17 protein-coding genes and 1 pseudogene are annotated in these 16,468 nt (G+C 55.8%); 11 read left to right on the top strand and 7 right to left on the bottom strand.

Annotation, left to right across the window (positions count from 1 at the left end; all coding sequences use genetic code 11):
* Nucleotides 1–34 precede the first annotated feature (34 nt).
* On the bottom strand, nt 35–1,378 hold the full coding sequence (locus IQ241_RS05580; RefSeq protein WP_193905431.1) for a TldD/PmbA family protein: 1,344 nt from the start codon (nt 1,376–1,378) through the stop codon (nt 35–37).
* A gap of 16 nt (nt 1,379–1,394) precedes the next feature.
* A complete protein-coding gene (locus IQ241_RS05575) occupies nt 1,395–2,879 on the bottom strand; it encodes a TldD/PmbA family protein (RefSeq protein WP_193905430.1) in 1,485 nt (494 codons plus the stop codon).
* A 200-nt stretch (nt 2,880–3,079) separates the two neighbouring features.
* Between IQ241_RS05575 and IQ241_RS05570 the strand changes: the two genes are divergently transcribed.
* The 4 genes from IQ241_RS05570 to IQ241_RS05555 all read left to right on the top strand — a co-directional run bounded on the left by IQ241_RS05570 (nt 3,080) and on the right by IQ241_RS05555 (nt 5,807).
* Nucleotides 3,080–3,337, top strand: a complete 258-nt coding sequence (locus tag IQ241_RS05570) for a helix-turn-helix domain-containing protein (RefSeq protein WP_193905429.1) — start codon at nt 3,080–3,082, stop codon at nt 3,335–3,337.
* A 32-nt stretch (nt 3,338–3,369) separates the two neighbouring features.
* Complete coding sequence (locus tag IQ241_RS05565; RefSeq protein WP_193905428.1) at nt 3,370–3,996, top strand: restriction endonuclease subunit R; 627 nt, start codon at nt 3,370–3,372, stop codon at nt 3,994–3,996.
* A gap of 74 nt (nt 3,997–4,070) precedes the next feature.
* The gene (locus IQ241_RS05560) at nt 4,071–5,117 is read left to right on the top strand and encodes a Fic family protein (protein WP_193905427.1); all 1,047 of its coding nucleotides are present in this window, start codon (nt 4,071–4,073) and stop codon (nt 5,115–5,117) included.
* 135 nt (nt 5,118–5,252) lie between these two features.
* Nucleotides 5,253–5,807 (top strand): hemerythrin HHE cation-binding protein, encoded by a 555-nt coding sequence (locus IQ241_RS05555; RefSeq protein ID WP_193905426.1) that lies wholly within the window; start codon nt 5,253–5,255, stop codon nt 5,805–5,807.
* Between the two features lie 93 nt (nt 5,808–5,900).
* Here the strand turns inward: IQ241_RS05555 and IQ241_RS05550 are convergent, their stop codons facing one another.
* On the bottom strand, nt 5,901–7,103 hold the full coding sequence (locus IQ241_RS05550) for a site-2 protease family protein (protein ID WP_193905425.1): 1,203 nt from the start codon (nt 7,101–7,103) through the stop codon (nt 5,901–5,903).
* 118 nt (nt 7,104–7,221) lie between these two features.
* Nucleotides 7,222–7,491 carry a photosystem I reaction center subunit PsaK gene (psaK, locus tag IQ241_RS05545; protein WP_193905424.1) on the bottom strand — a complete coding sequence of 90 codons (270 nt, stop codon included), beginning with the start codon at nt 7,489–7,491 and terminating at the stop codon, nt 7,222–7,224.
* A gap of 108 nt (nt 7,492–7,599) precedes the next feature.
* Between psaK and IQ241_RS05540 the strand changes: the two genes are divergently transcribed.
* From IQ241_RS05540 to IQ241_RS26365, 3 genes and pseudogenes are all read left to right on the top strand, one after another.
* On the top strand, nt 7,600–8,235 hold the full coding sequence (locus IQ241_RS05540) for a phosphoribosylanthranilate isomerase (protein WP_193905507.1): 636 nt from the start codon (nt 7,600–7,602) through the stop codon (nt 8,233–8,235).
* Between the two features lie 291 nt (nt 8,236–8,526).
* Nucleotides 8,527–8,757, top strand: coding sequence for a DUF433 domain-containing protein (locus IQ241_RS05535; RefSeq protein ID WP_193905423.1), 231 nt, complete (start codon nt 8,527–8,529; stop codon nt 8,755–8,757).
* Nucleotides 8,754–9,087: pseudogene (locus tag IQ241_RS26365) on the top strand (DUF5615 family PIN-like protein). The gene IQ241_RS05535 and the pseudogene IQ241_RS26365 overlap by 4 nt, the downstream one beginning before the upstream one ends.
* Before the next feature lie 66 nt (nt 9,088–9,153).
* Here the strand turns inward: IQ241_RS26365 and IQ241_RS05525 are convergent.
* Nucleotides 9,154–10,248 carry a class I SAM-dependent methyltransferase gene (locus tag IQ241_RS05525; RefSeq protein ID WP_193905422.1) on the bottom strand — a complete coding sequence of 365 codons (1,095 nt, stop codon included), beginning with the start codon at nt 10,246–10,248 and terminating at the stop codon, nt 9,154–9,156.
* Between the two features lie 181 nt (nt 10,249–10,429).
* Nucleotides 10,430–11,851 carry a type I glutamate--ammonia ligase gene (glnA, locus tag IQ241_RS05520; RefSeq protein ID WP_193905421.1) on the bottom strand — a complete coding sequence of 474 codons (1,422 nt, stop codon included), beginning with the start codon at nt 11,849–11,851 and terminating at the stop codon, nt 10,430–10,432.
* Between the two features lie 339 nt (nt 11,852–12,190).
* Between glnA and apcB the strand changes: the two genes are divergently transcribed.
* Nucleotides 12,191–12,700, top strand: coding sequence for an allophycocyanin subunit beta (apcB, locus tag IQ241_RS05515; RefSeq protein WP_193905420.1), 510 nt, complete (start codon nt 12,191–12,193; stop codon nt 12,698–12,700).
* A 115-nt stretch (nt 12,701–12,815) separates the two neighbouring features.
* Nucleotides 12,816–14,081, top strand: coding sequence for an FGGY-family carbohydrate kinase (locus IQ241_RS05510; protein WP_322743587.1), 1,266 nt, complete (start codon nt 12,816–12,818; stop codon nt 14,079–14,081).
* 29 nt (nt 14,082–14,110) lie between these two features.
* Here IQ241_RS05510 and petG read toward each other — a convergent pair whose 3' ends face one another.
* The gene (gene petG / locus IQ241_RS05505; protein ID WP_193905418.1) at nt 14,111–14,227 is read right to left on the bottom strand and encodes a cytochrome b6-f complex subunit V; all 117 of its coding nucleotides are present in this window, start codon (nt 14,225–14,227) and stop codon (nt 14,111–14,113) included.
* Nucleotides 14,228–14,510: 283 nt separating this feature from the next.
* On the opposite strand from petG, the gene IQ241_RS05500 reads away from it, so the two are divergent.
* Nucleotides 14,511–14,906: a cytochrome c gene (locus IQ241_RS05500; RefSeq protein WP_322743586.1), complete on the top strand. Its 396-nt coding sequence runs from the start codon at nt 14,511–14,513 to the stop codon at nt 14,904–14,906.
* A 16-nt stretch (nt 14,907–14,922) separates the two neighbouring features.
* On the top strand, nt 14,923–16,287 hold the full coding sequence (locus IQ241_RS05495) for a glutamine synthetase family protein (protein WP_193905417.1): 1,365 nt from the start codon (nt 14,923–14,925) through the stop codon (nt 16,285–16,287).
* Nucleotides 16,288–16,468: the final 181 nt, after the last annotated feature.

Genomic DNA, 16,468 nt, shown 5'->3' with positions numbered 1-16,468 from the left:
CCTTGGCCAGCCGCAGGGGGGCATGGCGTGCCGGTTACTCTTCGCCTGTGATAGACAGTTCGCTCACCCAGATGCGGGGACAGATGCCGCCAGGAATCACTTCGGCGTCGGGTTCGATATGCAGAATCGAGTTGAGCACCTGGCGAAAGTCACCGGCCACCGTAGCCGACTCGACGCTAATCCGCTTGCCATCGCGCAGCAGCCAGCCGTCAAAAGGCAGCGAAAACGAGCCCTGGAGCGCGTTCACACCGGCATGGAGAGCCTGAAGCTCATCGATCAGAATCACGTTATCGGCCCGGTCGAGGCGGTAGCTATCGTCCGCTGCTTCCCCCGGCATGACGTGGAAGTAGTTGGGGCTAACGCTGACCTTTGCCCCGATGCTGGCATGACCGGTTGGCGTTGCGCCCATCCGCCTAGCGGTGCCGGCGCTGTGGATGAAGTGGGTGAGCACGCCGTTTTCAATCAGCGGCAGGCGGCGGGTCGGCGTGCCTTCGCCATCAAAGGTTTCCGCAGCGATGTTGTTGGCGTTGAGCTCGTCGTCGTAGAGCGAGAGCAGCGGTGAGGCAATCTGCTGACCCAAGGAGTCCGGCGTCGAAAGGCTGCGGTTGTCTAAAATGCTCTGGGCGTTAAAGAGATTTGAGAAGGCGCTCAGCAGGCTCAAAAAAGCATCAGCAGAGAATACCACCTGATATTTGCCCGAGGGGATGCGCTCGTAGTCCAGGTGGCTAACGGTTTTTTCAGCCGCCTCTTGCAGACAGCCAGCAATGTCCAGCTTTTTCAAGCCGCTCTCGACCCGCACCGCCCCAGCTGAGCGCGGTTTGCGGCCTTCTTGTTCGGTTTTACTGTAGAGATAGATCGAAGCATAGGTCCGGGCTTCGCTGCGCAGCGCCCCGTCGCTATTTAGGTAAAACCGCTCTAGGGCGCGCTGGGCCAGGCCGTTATAGGGCACGCTGGCGATCGCGGGATGGGCCTCTAGCAGCTCCTTCTCGGCATACACGAGCTTTTCCACCAGGTCAGGAACTGGGGCGGGGGAGATCTGCGATCGCGTCACCTCAGCCGTCGGGGCCTGGGCCTCTGGACTGAAGTCGGGCACATGCTCGCGCGCGCCAAAGCTGCTGGCCTCGTAGGCCGTCTTCAGCGCCAGCTCTAGCCCGGTTGGATCAATGTCGGTAGTGGAGGTGACGCCGATTTGGCGATCGCCGTTCCACACCCGCACGATCACGCTCGACCGCTGCGACGCCTTGACCTGCTTGGGCTCACCCCGATCTACCTGGACGCTGGTTTCTTCTACCGAAGAGCCGTAGATGTCGTACTTATCGATGCCCAGCTGCCGAGAGATTTTCTCAGCCTGCTCGGCCATGGTTTGAATGTTTGCCATAGTTTCTATCGGATTTCTACCGGCCCCCGACTGTAATGTGGTCTACCTTAATGTGGGGCTGCCCTACTGTGACGTAGAGGCTGCCGCTGACCGAGCCGCAGAAGCCCGGGGCCAGGCTCAGGTCTTTTGAAGACATCGAAATCTTCTGCATGATGTTCACTGCTTCGCCGATCAGCGTCGCCCCCTTCAGCGGTCGGGTCACCTGTCCATTCTCAATCAGGTAGGCTTCATCCACGCCAAAGTTAAACTGGCCGGTGGGGCCAACGCTGCCGCCGCCCATTTTCTTGCAGTAAATGCCCTTATCGACCGAGGCGAACAGCTCGTCTAGGCTGTAGTCGCCAGCGTCGATGTAGGTATTGCGCATCCGAGAAGCGGCGGCGTAGGTATAGTCCTGACGGCGACCGCTGCCGGTGCGGGGATGCCCCGTCCGCATGGAGCCTGCCCGGTCGGCGATAAAGTTTTTGAGAATGCCGTTTTCAATCAGCAGCGTGCTCTGTACCGGCATTCCTTCATCATCCATATCAATGGTGCCAAAGGCTGCGGTAGAGAGCCCTTCATCCCAGGCGGTGAGGTTTTCATGTGCGACTTTCTCACCTTTTTTATGCATAAATGGCGTCGTTTCGCGCTCAATCTGAGTCGTCTCTAGCAGGTGGCCGCAGGCTTCGTGGAAGATTACGCCGCCGAAGTGGTTGGCCATAATCACCGGATAGCTGCCCGACTCAACGTAGTCGGCATAGAGCATTTTGCCCGCCGCTTCGGAAACTTCTGCCGCCGTTTGAGCGTAATCCCAGTCGGTGAGAAAGCCAGGATCGCCGGTGTTGCCCAGCCGCTGATTGATCGAAGAGCGATGGTCGCCATCGGCGCAGAGCAGGTTGTAGCCAACGGACTGGGTCAGGCGCAGGTCGCGGGCAAAGGTGCCGTCGCTGGCCGCGACTAGAATCTCCTGCCAGTCGCGAAAATAGGCGGCGCGGCGGGCTTGGACATGGCTGGCCTGCTGCGATAGGGACGCATTGGCGGCTAGCAGCACTTCACCCATATCCTGCATGGAGACCACATTGAGCAGCCAGTCTTCTTTATTGCGGCTAGCGCCGTAGTCACGCAGCGGCTCCAGGTTGAGCTCGGGAACGTGGGCATGGGGACTAGGCGGGCTGAAGCCCATAATCGCCAGGCCCTTCTCTAGGGCGGCTTTCAGCCCTTTGAACGAAAGGTCGTTGGTGCTGACGTAGCAGTCCGAATTTCCCCGAAAGACGCGCACCCCCGCCCCGGTAATCAGGCTGGGCGAAATGCTGGTAATCGAATCGTCTTCCGCCAGACAGTTAATGTAGTTCTTCCGCTCTAGAAAAAATTCCACCAGGTCAGCCCCGACGGCCCGACCCAGGCCCAGCAGGGTCGCCAGTGGCGCTTCCCAGGACTGGTCGAAGCGGGAGGGATTAGCGGCATAGTCGAGGTTGGGAATTTCTTGTAGACGCAGTAGCCGAGCGGGAAAAGTAGCGGTCGTCATTCCGGCGGAGTCCTTTGGCAAATCCTTCTCAGTCTAGCAAATTCAGCCAGCGGCAGGACTGCTAAGCTAGGTATAATGGCCTGATACTCCGATTGGACTAATGAGTGGAAGCGCAGCTCCTATTAATACATGAACGCGCGTTATCTCAGGTCGAAGCGCTATTAAATCAGGATTCATTAACCACAGCCGAAGCAGACCTTTTGGAACTGCTAACCCAGCTGGTTGAGCATTTCGAAGCAAAACACTATGCTTTTCCCACTCAGAAACAGTCAACTCCATTGGATATGCTGCTATTCCTCACGGAGAGCAACGCCCTGAAGCAAGCCGATCTGGTAGGCATTATCGGCTCTAGCGGGGTTGTCTCAGAAGTGGTCAATGGCAAGCGAAGCATCAGTAAGGGAATGGCGATCGCGCTGAGCCAGCGATTCAGCGTTGACGCAGGTCTATTCCTCACTTAGCCTGATCGCTATGAGCACATTAGGAATAACCGATGGTCAGAGTTCTGCAAGCGACTCAGCTCACCCTACATGACGTAAAGACCAAGTTTGGTTTGCAGCCTGAAACCGAGCCTGATTTCTTTACTGAATGGCAGGTGCCGCCGCCTGCCTTAAACGACTACCAGCGGCAGCTACTCGACCAAACCCAGGCAGATTACATCTATTGGACGGACTATCCGATTCACGAAGAGCTGGTGAAAATGGTGGTTGTCTCACCGCTGCTGTCGGTTGCGGGCTTCTATAAAAGCCCTTTTCGCCCCGTGGCTGAGAAAACGATTGAGATTGAGATTGAGGCGACTGAGACTGACGCTGAAGATGAAATTGTCCGAGGGCGAATTGATATTTTAGTGCTGAACGAGCAGCTTTGGGTAACCACGGTGGAAGCCAAAGGCCCGCAGTTTAGCTGGCTGGTAGGACTACCTCAGACTTTGACCTATATGGCTAGCAGCGATCAGCCCACGCCAACTCGATTTGGAATGATCACAAACGGTGCCGATTTCATTTTTGTCAAACTGCGAAAAGATATGGGTCAGTACGGACTATCTAAACCATTTTCGCTATTCAATCCAGGTAATGACCTATACGAAGTTGTGGGCGTGCTGCGGTCGGTCAGCCATTAGCCGCGTCTGCGACCCAAACAGGGTTTGCTAGCGCGATCGCGCTAATTGGGTCTAATTGGGTGTATTAATGGGTGATGGTCGCAACGTCAACCCTGAAAATTACCCCAGAGATACTTAAGCTGATCGCAGAGATCGATGAGTTTAAGGGGGCATGGCGAGCGCTAGGGACTCTAGCGCCAGAAAGGCTGTCTGCCCTCAGACGAGTTGCCACCATTGAAAGTATTGGCTCTTCCACGCGGATTGAGGGGAGTAAGCTGTCTGATCGGGAAGTCGCAGAGCTTTTGTCCAATCTCGACATCAAAGCATTCATTAGCCGCGATCAGCAGGAAGTTGCCGGTTACGCCGCAGTCATGGAAACCGTGTTTCAGGCATGGCAGCAAATTCCGATTACCGAGAACTACATTAGACAGCTACATCGGGACTTGCTGATCTACAGCGAAAAAGATGACTGGCATCGGGGTCAGTACAAAACGTCGTCTAACCGCGTGGCAGCTTTTGATGCCGATGGCAATCAGGTCGGCATTGTTTTTGAAACTGCTAGTCCTTTTGAGACTCCACGGCTCATGACGGAGCTGGTAACCTGGTTTGAAGCAGAAAAACAAGCAGAAATTCTGCATCCGCTTCTGATAATCGGCATTTTTATAGTCGTTTTTTTGGAAATCCATCCGTTTCAAGATGGCAACGGGCGCTTGAGTCGGGTGCTAACAACTCTGCTGCTATTGCAGGCAGGATATACCTATGTACCCTACAGCTCGCTTGAGAGCGTAATTGAGCAGAGTAAAGAAGGTTATTACATCGCGCTGCGGCAAACGCAGCGTACCATTCGCAGCGATGCTCCCTTGTGGGAGCCATGGCTAGTGTTTTTCCTGAGAGCATTGCAGCAACAGATGCAGCGATTGCGCAAGAAAGCCGAGCGAGAAAGCCTGTTGCTGGCAGATCTGTCGGAAATATCGGCCCAAATTTTGGAACATGTAAAAGACCATGGGCGAATCACCATCGGCGAAGCGGTTACTTTAACTGGCGTAAGCCGGAATACGCTCAAACTGCACTTCAGGCGGTTGGTTGCGAATGGCCATTTGAAGCTACATGGGCAAGGTCGGGGGGCTTGGTACGGATTCTGATATTCAGCTGCTGAAGCTTGAAAAATTTCACCCAGGCAACTGGGCCTAGATCTCTCTGAAGAGGGAGTGACCCGCCCAAGTCTCGCAGAATCATGGAGTTTGGCGAATAACACGACTATTCTGGAGACCATAGCAATGGCTGACATGACCACCCTGGCAACCAAGCTTGCCGACCTGAAGCTTTTTCAAAACGTGCTGATTGAGCAAGAGCAAAAGCTGATGGCCGCGACGGACGACAGCACGATTCGGGAGCGGTTGGAAGGGATGCTGAAGCGCGATCGCGAAAACCTCGGTACTATTGAAACCGCGATCGCTAAGTCTGGCACCACTGCCGAGTCTCGCGATATCACCCAAAAGCACGCTGAGAAAGTCAATCAGATGATGAGCGGCTCTGAGCTTACGCTGTATGACAAGTTCTTCCAGCTAGAGCTGCTGAAGCACCAGCAGACCATGACCGGCCTGGTGCTACACAAGGTCGCCCAGTCCCTGGATGACACCTTGCAAAATGCCATGGAGCCGCTGAACAAGGTCAACTTTGAAAACCGCGCCCACCAGGAAGTACTCAAAGGCGTTTTGTACTTTGTCGGCACCCGTGAGATGGCCGGTAAGGAGCCCGATATGGGTCTGTGGGCCAGCGTCGAGCAGGGAATCGCCGCCCTCAAGGGTGCCGTTGGCAGCGCGGCTAGCTAGTCAGGTTAGAGTAAGCCTAAGAAACCCCCGCTTCTAGCCGGAAGCGGGGGTTTTGCTATAGTGCTTTGATGGATGTGAAGCCTAGCTGCGGAATTACTCAGCGCCTTTGGCGATCGCGGCCAGCTGCAGTCCAGCTGGATAGCTCCCCTCTTCCTTAATCCGCTGAATAATCGCTTCAGAGATGCGGAAGTTCATCTTTTTCGCCAGGGCTCGCACGATGTCGCCCCGGTCAACCGTACCGGCGACCGCGTCAGCTGGCGTCAGCACCGTGAGGCGGCTGACCTCGCTTTCCTCCAGCTGGCTGATCACCTCGTTCAGCGGTGTATCTTCCTGCACATGGGGAATTTCCAGCAGGGGATGGGCGATGCTATGCAGCGTGCGCGTTTCCCACTCGCTGCGCTCGACGGTGCGCAGATCTTCTGCGGAAACCAAACCGCGATAGCGACCGTCTGAGGCGGCAAAGTAGATAGGTGCCTGACCCGGATTTTGTAAAACCTGCTCGTCGGCAAACTGGCGCAGCGTCATATCGGCATTCAGCACTCGGAACTCGCGGACGGTGGCATCGGCGGCTTTGAGGGACGCGATCGCGTCTTGCAAGTCGGTAACGCGGCTGTAGGTGCTGGCGTTGCGAACGGCAAACCAGCCAATTAGCGCGATCCACAGCAGTTCAAACCGCTGGCTGCTGAGGTAAGCCAGAACGCCTAGTCCAATCGCCGTCCAGCCGAGAATCTGCCCGGTGCGTGCAGCCCAGCGGATGCCCGTAGAGCGACTGCCGGTGGCTTTCCAAACGGCAGATTTGAGTACCTGGCCGCCGTCTAGCGGCAGCCCGGGAATCAAATTAAACAGAGCTAAAACTAAGTTGGTCCGGGCGACATTGAGAATCACAATTTGACCAAATTCGGGCAGGCTGGGCAGCTGGCTCACTGCGGTCAGCGCCAGGAATAGAAAGAGGCTGACTAGAGGACCCGCAATTGCAACCTGAAAAGCCTGCCCAGGCGTTTTCGACTCTTTGTCAATCGCCGCGACGCCGCCAAATAGAAATAGGGTAATCGAGTTGACCTGAATCCCCTGTCGCTGGGCAATCAGACTGTGACCTAGCTCGTGCAGCAGCACCGAGCCAAACAGCAGCAGGGCAAACAGCAAACCAACGCCCCAGGCTGCCGTGGTCCCGACCTGCTCCTGCCAGGCAGGGTCACTGCCATAAACAAAAGCAATCAGAACCACGACCAAAAACCAGGAGCGGTCAATAAAAAATGGGATATTAAATAGCGAACCCACGCGCCAACCAGATTGCATATTCCTTTCCTTTCACAGTGGCCTCCCCTGGAGACCCTCAACAGCTCTATTTTATGAGATCACTCGCTGAGGATCTTGGGGGGATAACCGATGCTCCAAAGGTGCTAGCGTCGGCCCTCTAAAGCAGACCAGCGTTACCCAAGCCCAAAATCATCCCAGCCCCTAAAATGTGACCCAGGCTGGTCGTCGCCAGTAGTTCGGGTACGCCAAAACCTTCAAATAGCCCGGGCAGCGTAAACGGCAGCCGTGGCCCCTTACCCGGATTTTGGATGGCGTAGCGGCCAATGGCAATCGCAAACAGATTGCAGGCAATCATCACCAGCGCTACGCTAAAAGACCATTCGGGTGTTGGCGGCGGGGTTTGGGCCAGCCAGATTAGGCTATTCATCAGGGTCTCCTAAAAGCTAATCAGTTAACTATCGATTATAGGTAACCGGCTCAACCCCCTTTCGATTTTTTTATCAGAGTTCACATTAGCGGCAGCGGCCCCATGACTTTGCGGGTGAAAATTTGCGGCATTACGACCGTGGAGCAGGGCAGCGCGATCGCTACCCTGGGAGCCACGGCCCTGGGATTTATCTGCGTGCCTGAGTCCCCTCGCTATATCTCACCTGCCCAGATTGGCTCTATCACCGCCGCTCTGCCGCCGCCCTACCCGGACTGCATCGGCGTCTTTGCAAACGCTAGCCTGCCGACAATTCAGGCGACAGTTGCTCGAGCTCATCTCACCGCCGTCCAGCTCCACGGCCAGGAAAGCCCAGCCTTCTGTCAGGCGGTGCGCGCAGCGCTGTCCCAAGTCGAACTCATCAAAGCCCTGCGCGTTCGCTCGGCGGCTGACCTGGCGTCGGCCCAAACCTATGAACCCTACGTCGATACGCTGCTGCTCGACGCCTATCACCCCACCCAGCTCGGCGGCACGGGCCAAACGCTGGACTGGGAAAAGCTGACCCAGTTTCGTCCCGCTCGGCCCTGGTTTCTGGCCGGTGGGCTGAGTCCTGAGAATGTACTGAGCGCGATCGCGCAGCTCTCCCCAGCCGGGATTGACCTTTCCAGCAGCGTAGAGCGATCGCCTGGCGATAAGGACTTAGCTAAAGTCGCCCAGCTATTCGAGCAGCTCCATCAGTACGAATAGAGGATGACTGGGATACCTTCCCCCGCAATATCATTATATTTGTACAGGCATTAGTCGCTGAGAGGAAAAGAGCACAAGAGATTGAAAACAAAACTCCCAATGCCTATATTTTGGATGGGGCATTAGGATGGAAGAATGGGGATATTTCTAGCTTCCTCGATGCCGCACTCGAAGGGTTTATTGCGCAGCCCGTGACCTACACAGAACAAAGTCCGAGTTGGAAATTGTTCGCCGAATTTCTCTATCTCGGCAAGATATACGAATAGCTATAATAAATGATTTAAAAAACTCATGAACTATCGAGACATTATCACAATCGAGCCTGGAAAGCGCGGCGGCAAACCCTGTGTCCGCGGCTTACGGATTACAGTTTATGAGGTACTTGAGTACCTAGCTTCCGAGATGACTGAAGCAGAAATCCTCGACGATTTTCCCGACCTAACGCGAGAAGATTTAAAGGCCTGCATCGCTTATGCTGCTGATCGTGAACGCCGATTTATGGCTGCTTCACTACCCGCATGAAATTGCTTTTTGATGAAAACTTATCGCCAAAATTGCCAATCCGTTTGAGCGACCTTTACCCAGATTCGCTTCATGTTCGAGATGATAGGTATGAAAGCGACAATTGACTCGGTCGTTTGGAATTATGCCAAAGGCAATAAGCTGATGATTGTCTCGAAAGATACTGATATGCATGACCTGAGCCTTGTACTTGGAAATCCGCCAAAAGTCATTTAGCTTCGCCTTGGAAACTGCTCAACATCACAAGTTGAAAGTTTGCTGCGCCAATATTTTGATGCTATTGAATCATTTCATGAAGATGAGAACTTATCGCTACTCGCATTATGGTGATGAGCCGACCCTAAAGCACTTTATTTATGTCTCTGCGCGTCATTCCTTGCGATCGCTATTCGCCTGCTATTCGCCAGCCGGTTTCTCAGCCACCCAGTACTTGCTCATAAAGTGATTCGCCGTCGTGACATTGACAAAACCGGCCTGCTCCAGGCGCTTGACCAGATCATCCGTCGTGTAGTGACGGTAGTAGGGCTCGTGGAAAATAGCGGGGAAGTTTTCCATCATCGGGGTGAATTCAGGCGAGTCCGACAGCTGAACCGAATCGCAGATGATAAAGACGCCGCCAGGTTTAGTCACCCGATAGGCTTCGTCAATTACATTTTGGCGAGCGTCGGCGGGTAGCTCGTGAAAGAGGAAGGTGCTGGTAACGGCTTCAAAGTAGTTATCCAGGTAGGGCATCTGCTCACCGTTGGCATGGACGAGCTGAGGCAAGATACCCGCGTCCTCAGAAAGTAGCTGATTGGCCTTGCGTAGGTAGGCTGGAGAGAGATCTAGCCCGTACAGTGACGCCTGAGGCAGCGTTGCCCGGATCATCTGGAGGCTGTGCCCGGTACCGCAGGCCACGTCTAGCACCTTGACTGGCTGAAGCGCCTGGACGTTTTGCTGCTGCGCCTGCATTTTCTCAACGTGACGCTTAAGCGGGACCAGAATCCGCCGCCGCATGGGGTCAGCCGTGCCGTTGAACAATACCTCGACCTGAAGGTCGTAAAGGTTGGCAGACATATCGCTGAAATAGCCGTCTGTCTGGTGGTGAAAGTTTTGAACGTAGTAGTCGGGATAGCCTTCCGTATTGATCCCAGTGGAAAATTCCTGATGGCGTTTGCTGTTGGCCCGCTGCCAGATGCCCGGAATATCCAGACACATCATCGGGTAGTAGCGGAAAAAGTCGTCCCAGCGATTTTCAAACAGCAGGCTCTTGGGATAGACGCCGGCTTCAGCCTCTTGCCAGTCAACCGCAATCAGCGCATTCATCCGCGCCTGCAGCAGGCTCATCATCTTCGGCGTCAGCGGATTGGGCTCTTCCTGCGGCTTGGGAAAAACCGTGTTCATAATCCGCGAGCTAATGGTCTTGTGGGCCAGACCGAAGTACTGTTTGCCCTGCTGGAACGTCTGGTAAGCCAGTTTGGTGAATGTGTCAGGCGTCAGTGTATCAGGCATAGTAGGACGTGAAGGATGGAAGTAAAGTTGCGAAAATAGATAAAGCTTTGATTATTGTAAAAGGTTGTAACGAAATTTGCAGGGGCTCTCAGGTGCGATCGCGCCCAAATTTGCCATTTCTCAAAAAAATCCCCAGCTTTTAGAGAAGCCAGGGATTTAGCTGTTGAGCTCAGTTGAGAAGCTAAGCGTCGTAGTAGAGTGCCACCTCGTAGGGGTGGGGCCGCAGCCGCATCGGGTTGACTTCATTATCCAGCTTGAACTCGATCCAGTTGGTGATGAAGTCTTCTGTGAAGACGCCGCCCGTCGTTAGGAACTCGTGGTCAGCCTCTAGAGCGTTGAGGGCGTCGAGCAGCGAACCTGGGGTTGATGGAATTTTGGAGAGTTCCTCTGGGGTGAGATCGTAGATATCGACATCTAGCGGATCGCCCGGGTCGATTTCATTCTTGATCCCGTCGATGCCAGCGCAGAGCATCGCGGCAAAGGCCAGGTAGGGATTTGCCGTCGCATCGGGACAGCGGAACTCCAGCCGCTTGGCCTTGGGGCTGTCGCCCGACAGCGGAATCCGCACTGAGGCCGAGCGGTTGCCCTGAGAGTAGGCCAGGTTCACCGGCGCTTCAAACCCAGGCACCAGCCGCTTATAGGAGTTGGTGCTGGGGTTGCTGAAGGCGAGGATGGCAGGCGCATGTTTGAGAATGCCGCCGATGTAGTAAAGCGCTGTCTGGCTCAGCCCGGCATATTGGTCTCCGGCAAACTTAGGCTCGCCACCGCTCCAGATCGACTGGTGGGTGTGCATCCCCGAGCCGTTGTCGTTGAACAGCGGCTTGGGCATAAAGGTGACGGTCTTGCCGTACTTCTTAGCGACGTTCTTAACGCAGTACTTATAGGTCATCAGGTAGTCCGCCGCCTGAATCAGTTCGGCAAAGCGGACGCCCAGCTCGCACTGACCGCCGGTAGCGACCTCGTGGTGGTGCTTCTCAATCGGTACGCCGCACTTGGCCATGGTCAGCAGCATTTCGGTGCGGATGTCCTGGAGTGTATCGGTTGGTGCCACAGGGAAATAGCCACCCTTATAGCTCGGCTTGTAGCCCAGGTTGCCGCCCTCTTCATCGCTGCCGGTATTCCAACGGCCCTCGACCGAGTCTACGAAGTAAAAGCTGGAGTTTTCAGTCTGGTCAAAGCGAACGTCTTCAAAGATGAAGAATTCGGCTTCTGGGCCGAAGTAGGCTGTATCGCCAATACCGCTGGACTGAAGATATTCCAGCGCCTTTTTAGCGATCACTCGAGGGCAGCGGTCATAGTCCTCGCCTGTACGAGGCTCTTTAATTGAGCAGATCAGGCTCAGGGTTGGCTCCTTCATGAAGGGATCCATCCAGGCCGTCTTCGGATCCGGCACCATCATCATGTCGGACTCGTTGATTGCCTTCCAGCCGCGAATGCTGGAACCGTCGAAGGCAACCCCGTCGGTAAAGCTCTCGTCCTCGATCTGGCTCCGATGGACAGTCAGGTGCTGCCAAATTCCTGGCATGTCGATGAACTTCAGATCGATCATCTGGATATCATCGTCTTGAATCCATTTCAAGACTTCTTGGGCGGTCTGAGCCATGAACTACTCCTTATGTCCTTACTTAAATATCTAGAAACCACTAGAAACTACAAAGCTTGCTAGGTTGCCCAGCCGGGAATAGCGAACCCCAGACAGTGGTTTGGCCTGACCCATCCTAGAAATAGGGAGAAACTCATTTTGTATTGACCTATACGAAAAGTCGTCGCTCCCGAAAGAATTTGGCCAGAATTGGGGAAGAATCTGGCCAAACTTTGTAGGAGTTTGTTGCAGTCTGTAACGTTTTTGATTGAGAGTGTTTACGCAGCTGGGCGCATTCTCATAGAGCCCAGCTGCCCATGATAAACTGGCTGTTGAGCTGCGAGTTGGAAGTGGAAATCTATGCGGGATACGGTAACAAGCTTAATCAGCAACTACGACGGTGCCGGTCGCTACCTCGATCGAGATGCGATGGAGTCGCTGAAGTCCTATTTCACCAGCGGCATGGACCGGGTGAAGGTCGCGACCATGATCAGCGCCAATGCGGCGGGGATCGTACGGGCAGCGGGTACCCGGCTGTTTGAGCAAGTGCCTGAGCTGATCCGCCCGGGCGGCAATGCCTACACCACGCGGCGCTATGCGGCCTGCCTACGCGATATGGACTACTACCTACGCTATAGCAGCTACGCCATGATTGCCGGTAATGACGATGTCCTCACCGAGCGCGTGCTGCAAGGCCTGAGAGAAACCTACAACTCTCTGGGCGTGCCGATTGCCCCGACGGTGATTGGTATCCAAATTATGAAAGATATGGTCAAAGGGATGGCTGCCGATGCCGGTATTGAGAATGCCGCCTTTATCGACCAGCCGTTTGACTACATTACCCGTGAGGTGAGTGAGGTCAGTATCTAGACCGCTTTAGCCCTGATGGGTTGGCTGTGTGTGGTTTGTGTGTCTGGAGGGCGTTCGTCTGAGCGCCCTTTTTTTGTAGATGTGCTCGAATAGGCGGTTTCATGGCAACGGTTTAGTGGTTTCTCTCGGCATTGACTTTGGTACCAGCGGCGCAAGGGCGATCGCGCTTTCCTCCACCGGCCAGATTCTGGCCCAAACCCAGCAGGCGTTTGATTCTAAGTCTGCCGCCGATCCTCAAGGCTGGCAGCAAGTTCTCTGGCAGCTGCTAGCTGATTTACCTCAGGACGTTCGTCAGCAGCTGCAGGGGATTGCGATCAATGGAACCTCAGCGACGGTACTGCTGTGCGATCGCGCTGGAAATCCCCTAACGGCACCGCTGCTCTACAACGATGCTCGCGGCGGCGTAGGACTGGACGAGTTAGAAAACATTGCGCCAGAGGGCAGTCCAGCTCTCAGCGCGACCTCCAGCCTGGCTAAAGCGCTCTGGTGGCAGCGTCACCTCCCGGCTGAGCCGCTGAGCCAGGCGCGCTATCTGCTGCATCAGGCCGACTGGCTGAGCGCCCAGCTCCACAGCCAGTGGGGCATTAGTGACTATCACAACGCCTTGAAGCTGGGCTATGACGTGGCAGAGCGGCGCTATCCAGACTGGCTGCTAGCGCTGCCGATAGCGAATTGGCTGCCGACGGTGAAGGTGCCCGGTAGCAAGATCGCGCCAATATTGCCAGAAATTTCCCGGCGGCTAGACTTGCCTGCCACCTGCCAGGTCTACGCCGGAACCACAGACAGTATTGCGGCTTTTTTGGCTAGCGGTGCCCAAAGGCCGGGGGAGGCGGTTACGTCCTTGGGCTCTACGCTAGTCCTCAAGCTGCTCAGCCCGTGCCCGGTGAATGATTCTGCCACGGGCGTCTATAGCCATCGGCTAGGCGACCTTTGGCTGGCCGGTGGAGCTTCCAACAGCGGTGGGGCAGTGCTCAAGCAGTTTTTTCCCGATAGCCAGCTCAGCCACCTGAGCCAGCAGATCGACCTATCGCAGCCCTGCCCCTATGACTACTATCCCCTGCCGCAGCCGGGGGAGCGCTTCCCAGTAAACGATCCCGCCTATGCGCCACGACTAACGCCCAGACCTGACAGCGATGTCGCCTTTCTCTATGGACTGCTTGACGGCATAGCCCGAATCGAGGCGACGGGCTATCGGCTGCTGCAAAGATTGGGAGCGCCCGCCGTGCAGCGGGTGTACACGGCGGGCGGCGGGGCTCAAAATTGGGTCTGGCAGGAACTGCGATCGCGCCATTTACGGGTGCCGGTCTGCCCGGCGGGCGCTACCGAAGCGGCCTACGGCACAGCCCGACTGGCTCAGTCAGGCGACAGCCTGTATTTGTAATCAAGGCGCTGGCAAACCAATCTGACGAGCTAAATATCGTCGAGCTGGCTGCCGCGCCGATACTGCATATAAGCCGCGACAAACAGCCCGGCCAATGTGACTGGGATCAGCCCTAGCACAATGCCTGCAAGCAACGGTTCTACCACATCCAATTTCCCTTCTGTCAGAAATTACCTATGGCCATTATTTTAATCGCTACAGGGTGAAAAAGCTGAACGGCTATTGGGAATGTTAAGTTATGTTTGCTAAAGATTCATTTTTTTACCCCTAAGATTAGACCTGAGCAGTCGTCTAAGACGCGAGCTGAGCCAATGTTTGGATAAAAAAATCGGCTCGGTACGGGGGCTAATAGGGTTTTACCCCCTTGCCGGAATTCGTGAGAAAACTTTAAGCTATGTGTCATAACAAAAAGTTTTGGATAGCTCAGCTGTGACCCAGGAGACGTTAGAAAAAGAAGCTGAAGTATCCTCCGGAGTTCACCTGCTACAGCAGATTGGCCTATTGCTGCTAAGCCTGGTGCTAGCTGTAGGACTCATCACCTGGGGTATGCGGGCGCTGCGAGCAGCCGATCCCTACATGCAGTCGGTGCTGTCTACTGCGGGCAATGCGGCTCGGGGTGAAGAAATTTTCAAGCTCAACTGTGCTACCTGTCATGGCTTAGAAGCTTCGGGCGAAGTCGGGCCAAATCTGCACGGCGTGTCTGACCGCAAGTCGCGGGTAGCTCTAATCAACCAGGTCATTAGCGGCAATACGCCCCCAATGCCTCAGTTTCAGCCCACCGCCAAAGATATGGCTGACCTGCTAGAGTTTCTAGAAACCCTTTAAGCAGAGCCTGACCAGCATGACCGCTTCCCTCGCGCCTCCTGCACCGGCTGAGCTGCCCGACTGGCTCAGCCGTCAGGGCGTGCAGTTTGTCCGCGTGCTTTGGTGCGATAACGCCAATATTCTGAGAGCTAAAGCGATTCATGTTGGAGCGCTAGCGCGTCACCTGGACTACGGCGTTGGCATTTCGGCAGGGCAGCAGGCGGTTCCGGTCACAATCGATGCCGTTGTCCCCGGTAGCGGACTGGGTCCGGTTGGTGAAGTCTGGCTGCGGCCCGACTGGTCTACGCTGCGGGTGCTACCCTATGCCCCAACCCACGCGCGAGTGCTCGGCGATATGGTCCAGCCAGGTGGCGAGCCCTGGCCCTGGTGCAGCCGGGATTTTCTGCGGCGAATGATCGAACAGGCCGCTGGTCTAGGACTGGAGATTAAAGCGGCGTTCGAGCCGGAGTTCTACCTGCTCAGGGTGGGGCGTGAGATTCTGCCAGCCGATGAGACCGCGTTCGCTGAGAGCCTGGGGATGGATCGGCAGCGTCCGGTGATTGACGCGATCGCGTCCGCCCTCGTCGCCCAAAATATCCCCGTTGAGCAGTACTATCCTGAGTCGGGGCCAGGCCAGCAGGAAATCTCCGTGCGCTACACCGATGCTATGGGCGCTGCCGACCAGCATATTGTGCTGCGCGAAACCGTGCGAGCAGTAGCCCTTCAACACGACCTGCACGCCTCGTTTATTCCCAAGCCATTCGAGGCAGCAGCGGGCAGCGGCTGTCACCTGCACCTGAGCCTCTGGCAGCAGGGGAAAAACATTACGTCCTATCGGCAGGACGCTGGCCAGGGAAGCCTTTCAGCAGTGGCGCAGTCCTTTATCGCGGGCCTGCTAGCTCACCTCAACGCCCTGATGGCAATTACCACGCCCAGCTGCAATTCCTTCCGCCGCCTTCAGCCCCGCTGCTGGAGCGGGGCCTTTCGGGTCTGGGGCTTCGACAACCGTGAGGCCGCAGTGCGCGTGCCCAGCAATCCCCAGCCGCCAAGCCCCACCCACTTCGAACTCAAGACCGTAGACGGCGCGGCAAACCCCTATCTGGCTCTGGGCAGCGCGATCGCGGCTGGACTAGACGGAATTCAAAGCAAACTCCCCCTAAGTGCTCCCATAGCCGTCGATCCGGGCGAGCTAACTGAACTGGAGCGCCAGCAGCAGGGAATCGATCCCCTACCCGATCAGCTCTCCCGAGCAATTGAGCATCTCCAGCAAGACTCAGTCCTCCAGACCGCTCTAGGCAAACCACTGGCCCAAACCTATCTCGCCGTCCGCCAAGCCGAGTGGCAAGCCATGAAAGACCAGTCCCTAGCCGCCGAAGTCCGCCAGCTCATCCACCGTTACTGACCCACCCATCCTTCTTGACTCTTGACTCTTCCCTCTTAACTCTTCCCTCTTGACTCCCCACCCCTAACGCCTACGGGACGCTTCGCGAACACCCCTACCCTGCGGGAAGCCGCTATCGCGTCTACACTCCATTACTCCATCACCCCATCACTCCATTACCCCCCTACATCCCCCTCAACCC

Origin of the sequence: Vasconcelosia minhoensis LEGE 07310 (assembly GCF_015207255.1) — a bacterium.
Taxonomy (GTDB): Bacteria; Cyanobacteriota; Cyanobacteriia; order Phormidesmidales; family Phormidesmidaceae; genus Vasconcelosia; species Vasconcelosia minhoensis.
This window is presented reverse-complemented; position numbering and strand designations above follow the sequence as displayed.

What these genes read in the sequence shown, in the direction of transcription:
- IQ241_RS05560 (WP_193905427.1), top strand. Translation starts at nt 4,071, where the DNA reads ATGGTCGCAACGTCAACCCTGAAAATTACCCCAGAGATACTTAAGCTG.
- glnA (WP_193905421.1), bottom strand. Translation starts at nt 11,851, where the DNA reads ATGGCTCAGACCGCCCAAGAAGTCTTGAAATGGATTCAAGACGATGAT.
- IQ241_RS05565 (WP_193905428.1), top strand. Translation starts at nt 3,370, where the DNA reads ATGGTCAGAGTTCTGCAAGCGACTCAGCTCACCCTACATGACGTAAAG.
- IQ241_RS05535 (WP_193905423.1), top strand. Translation starts at nt 8,527, where the DNA reads ATGAACTATCGAGACATTATCACAATCGAGCCTGGAAAGCGCGGCGGC.
- IQ241_RS05555 (WP_193905426.1), top strand. Translation starts at nt 5,253, where the DNA reads ATGGCTGACATGACCACCCTGGCAACCAAGCTTGCCGACCTGAAGCTT.
- IQ241_RS05525 (WP_193905422.1), bottom strand. Translation starts at nt 10,248, where the DNA reads ATGCCTGATACACTGACGCCTGACACATTCACCAAACTGGCTTACCAG.
- IQ241_RS05495 (WP_193905417.1), top strand. Translation starts at nt 14,923, where the DNA reads ATGACCGCTTCCCTCGCGCCTCCTGCACCGGCTGAGCTGCCCGACTGG.
- IQ241_RS05580 (WP_193905431.1), bottom strand. Translation starts at nt 1,378, where the DNA reads ATGGCAAACATTCAAACCATGGCCGAGCAGGCTGAGAAAATCTCTCGG.
- IQ241_RS05550 (WP_193905425.1), bottom strand. Translation starts at nt 7,103, where the DNA reads ATGCAATCTGGTTGGCGCGTGGGTTCGCTATTTAATATCCCATTTTTT.
- apcB (WP_193905420.1), top strand. Translation starts at nt 12,191, where the DNA reads ATGCGGGATACGGTAACAAGCTTAATCAGCAACTACGACGGTGCCGGT.
- psaK (WP_193905424.1), bottom strand. Translation starts at nt 7,491, where the DNA reads ATGAATAGCCTAATCTGGCTGGCCCAAACCCCGCCGCCAACACCCGAA.
- IQ241_RS05575 (WP_193905430.1), bottom strand. Translation starts at nt 2,879, where the DNA reads ATGACGACCGCTACTTTTCCCGCTCGGCTACTGCGTCTACAAGAAATT.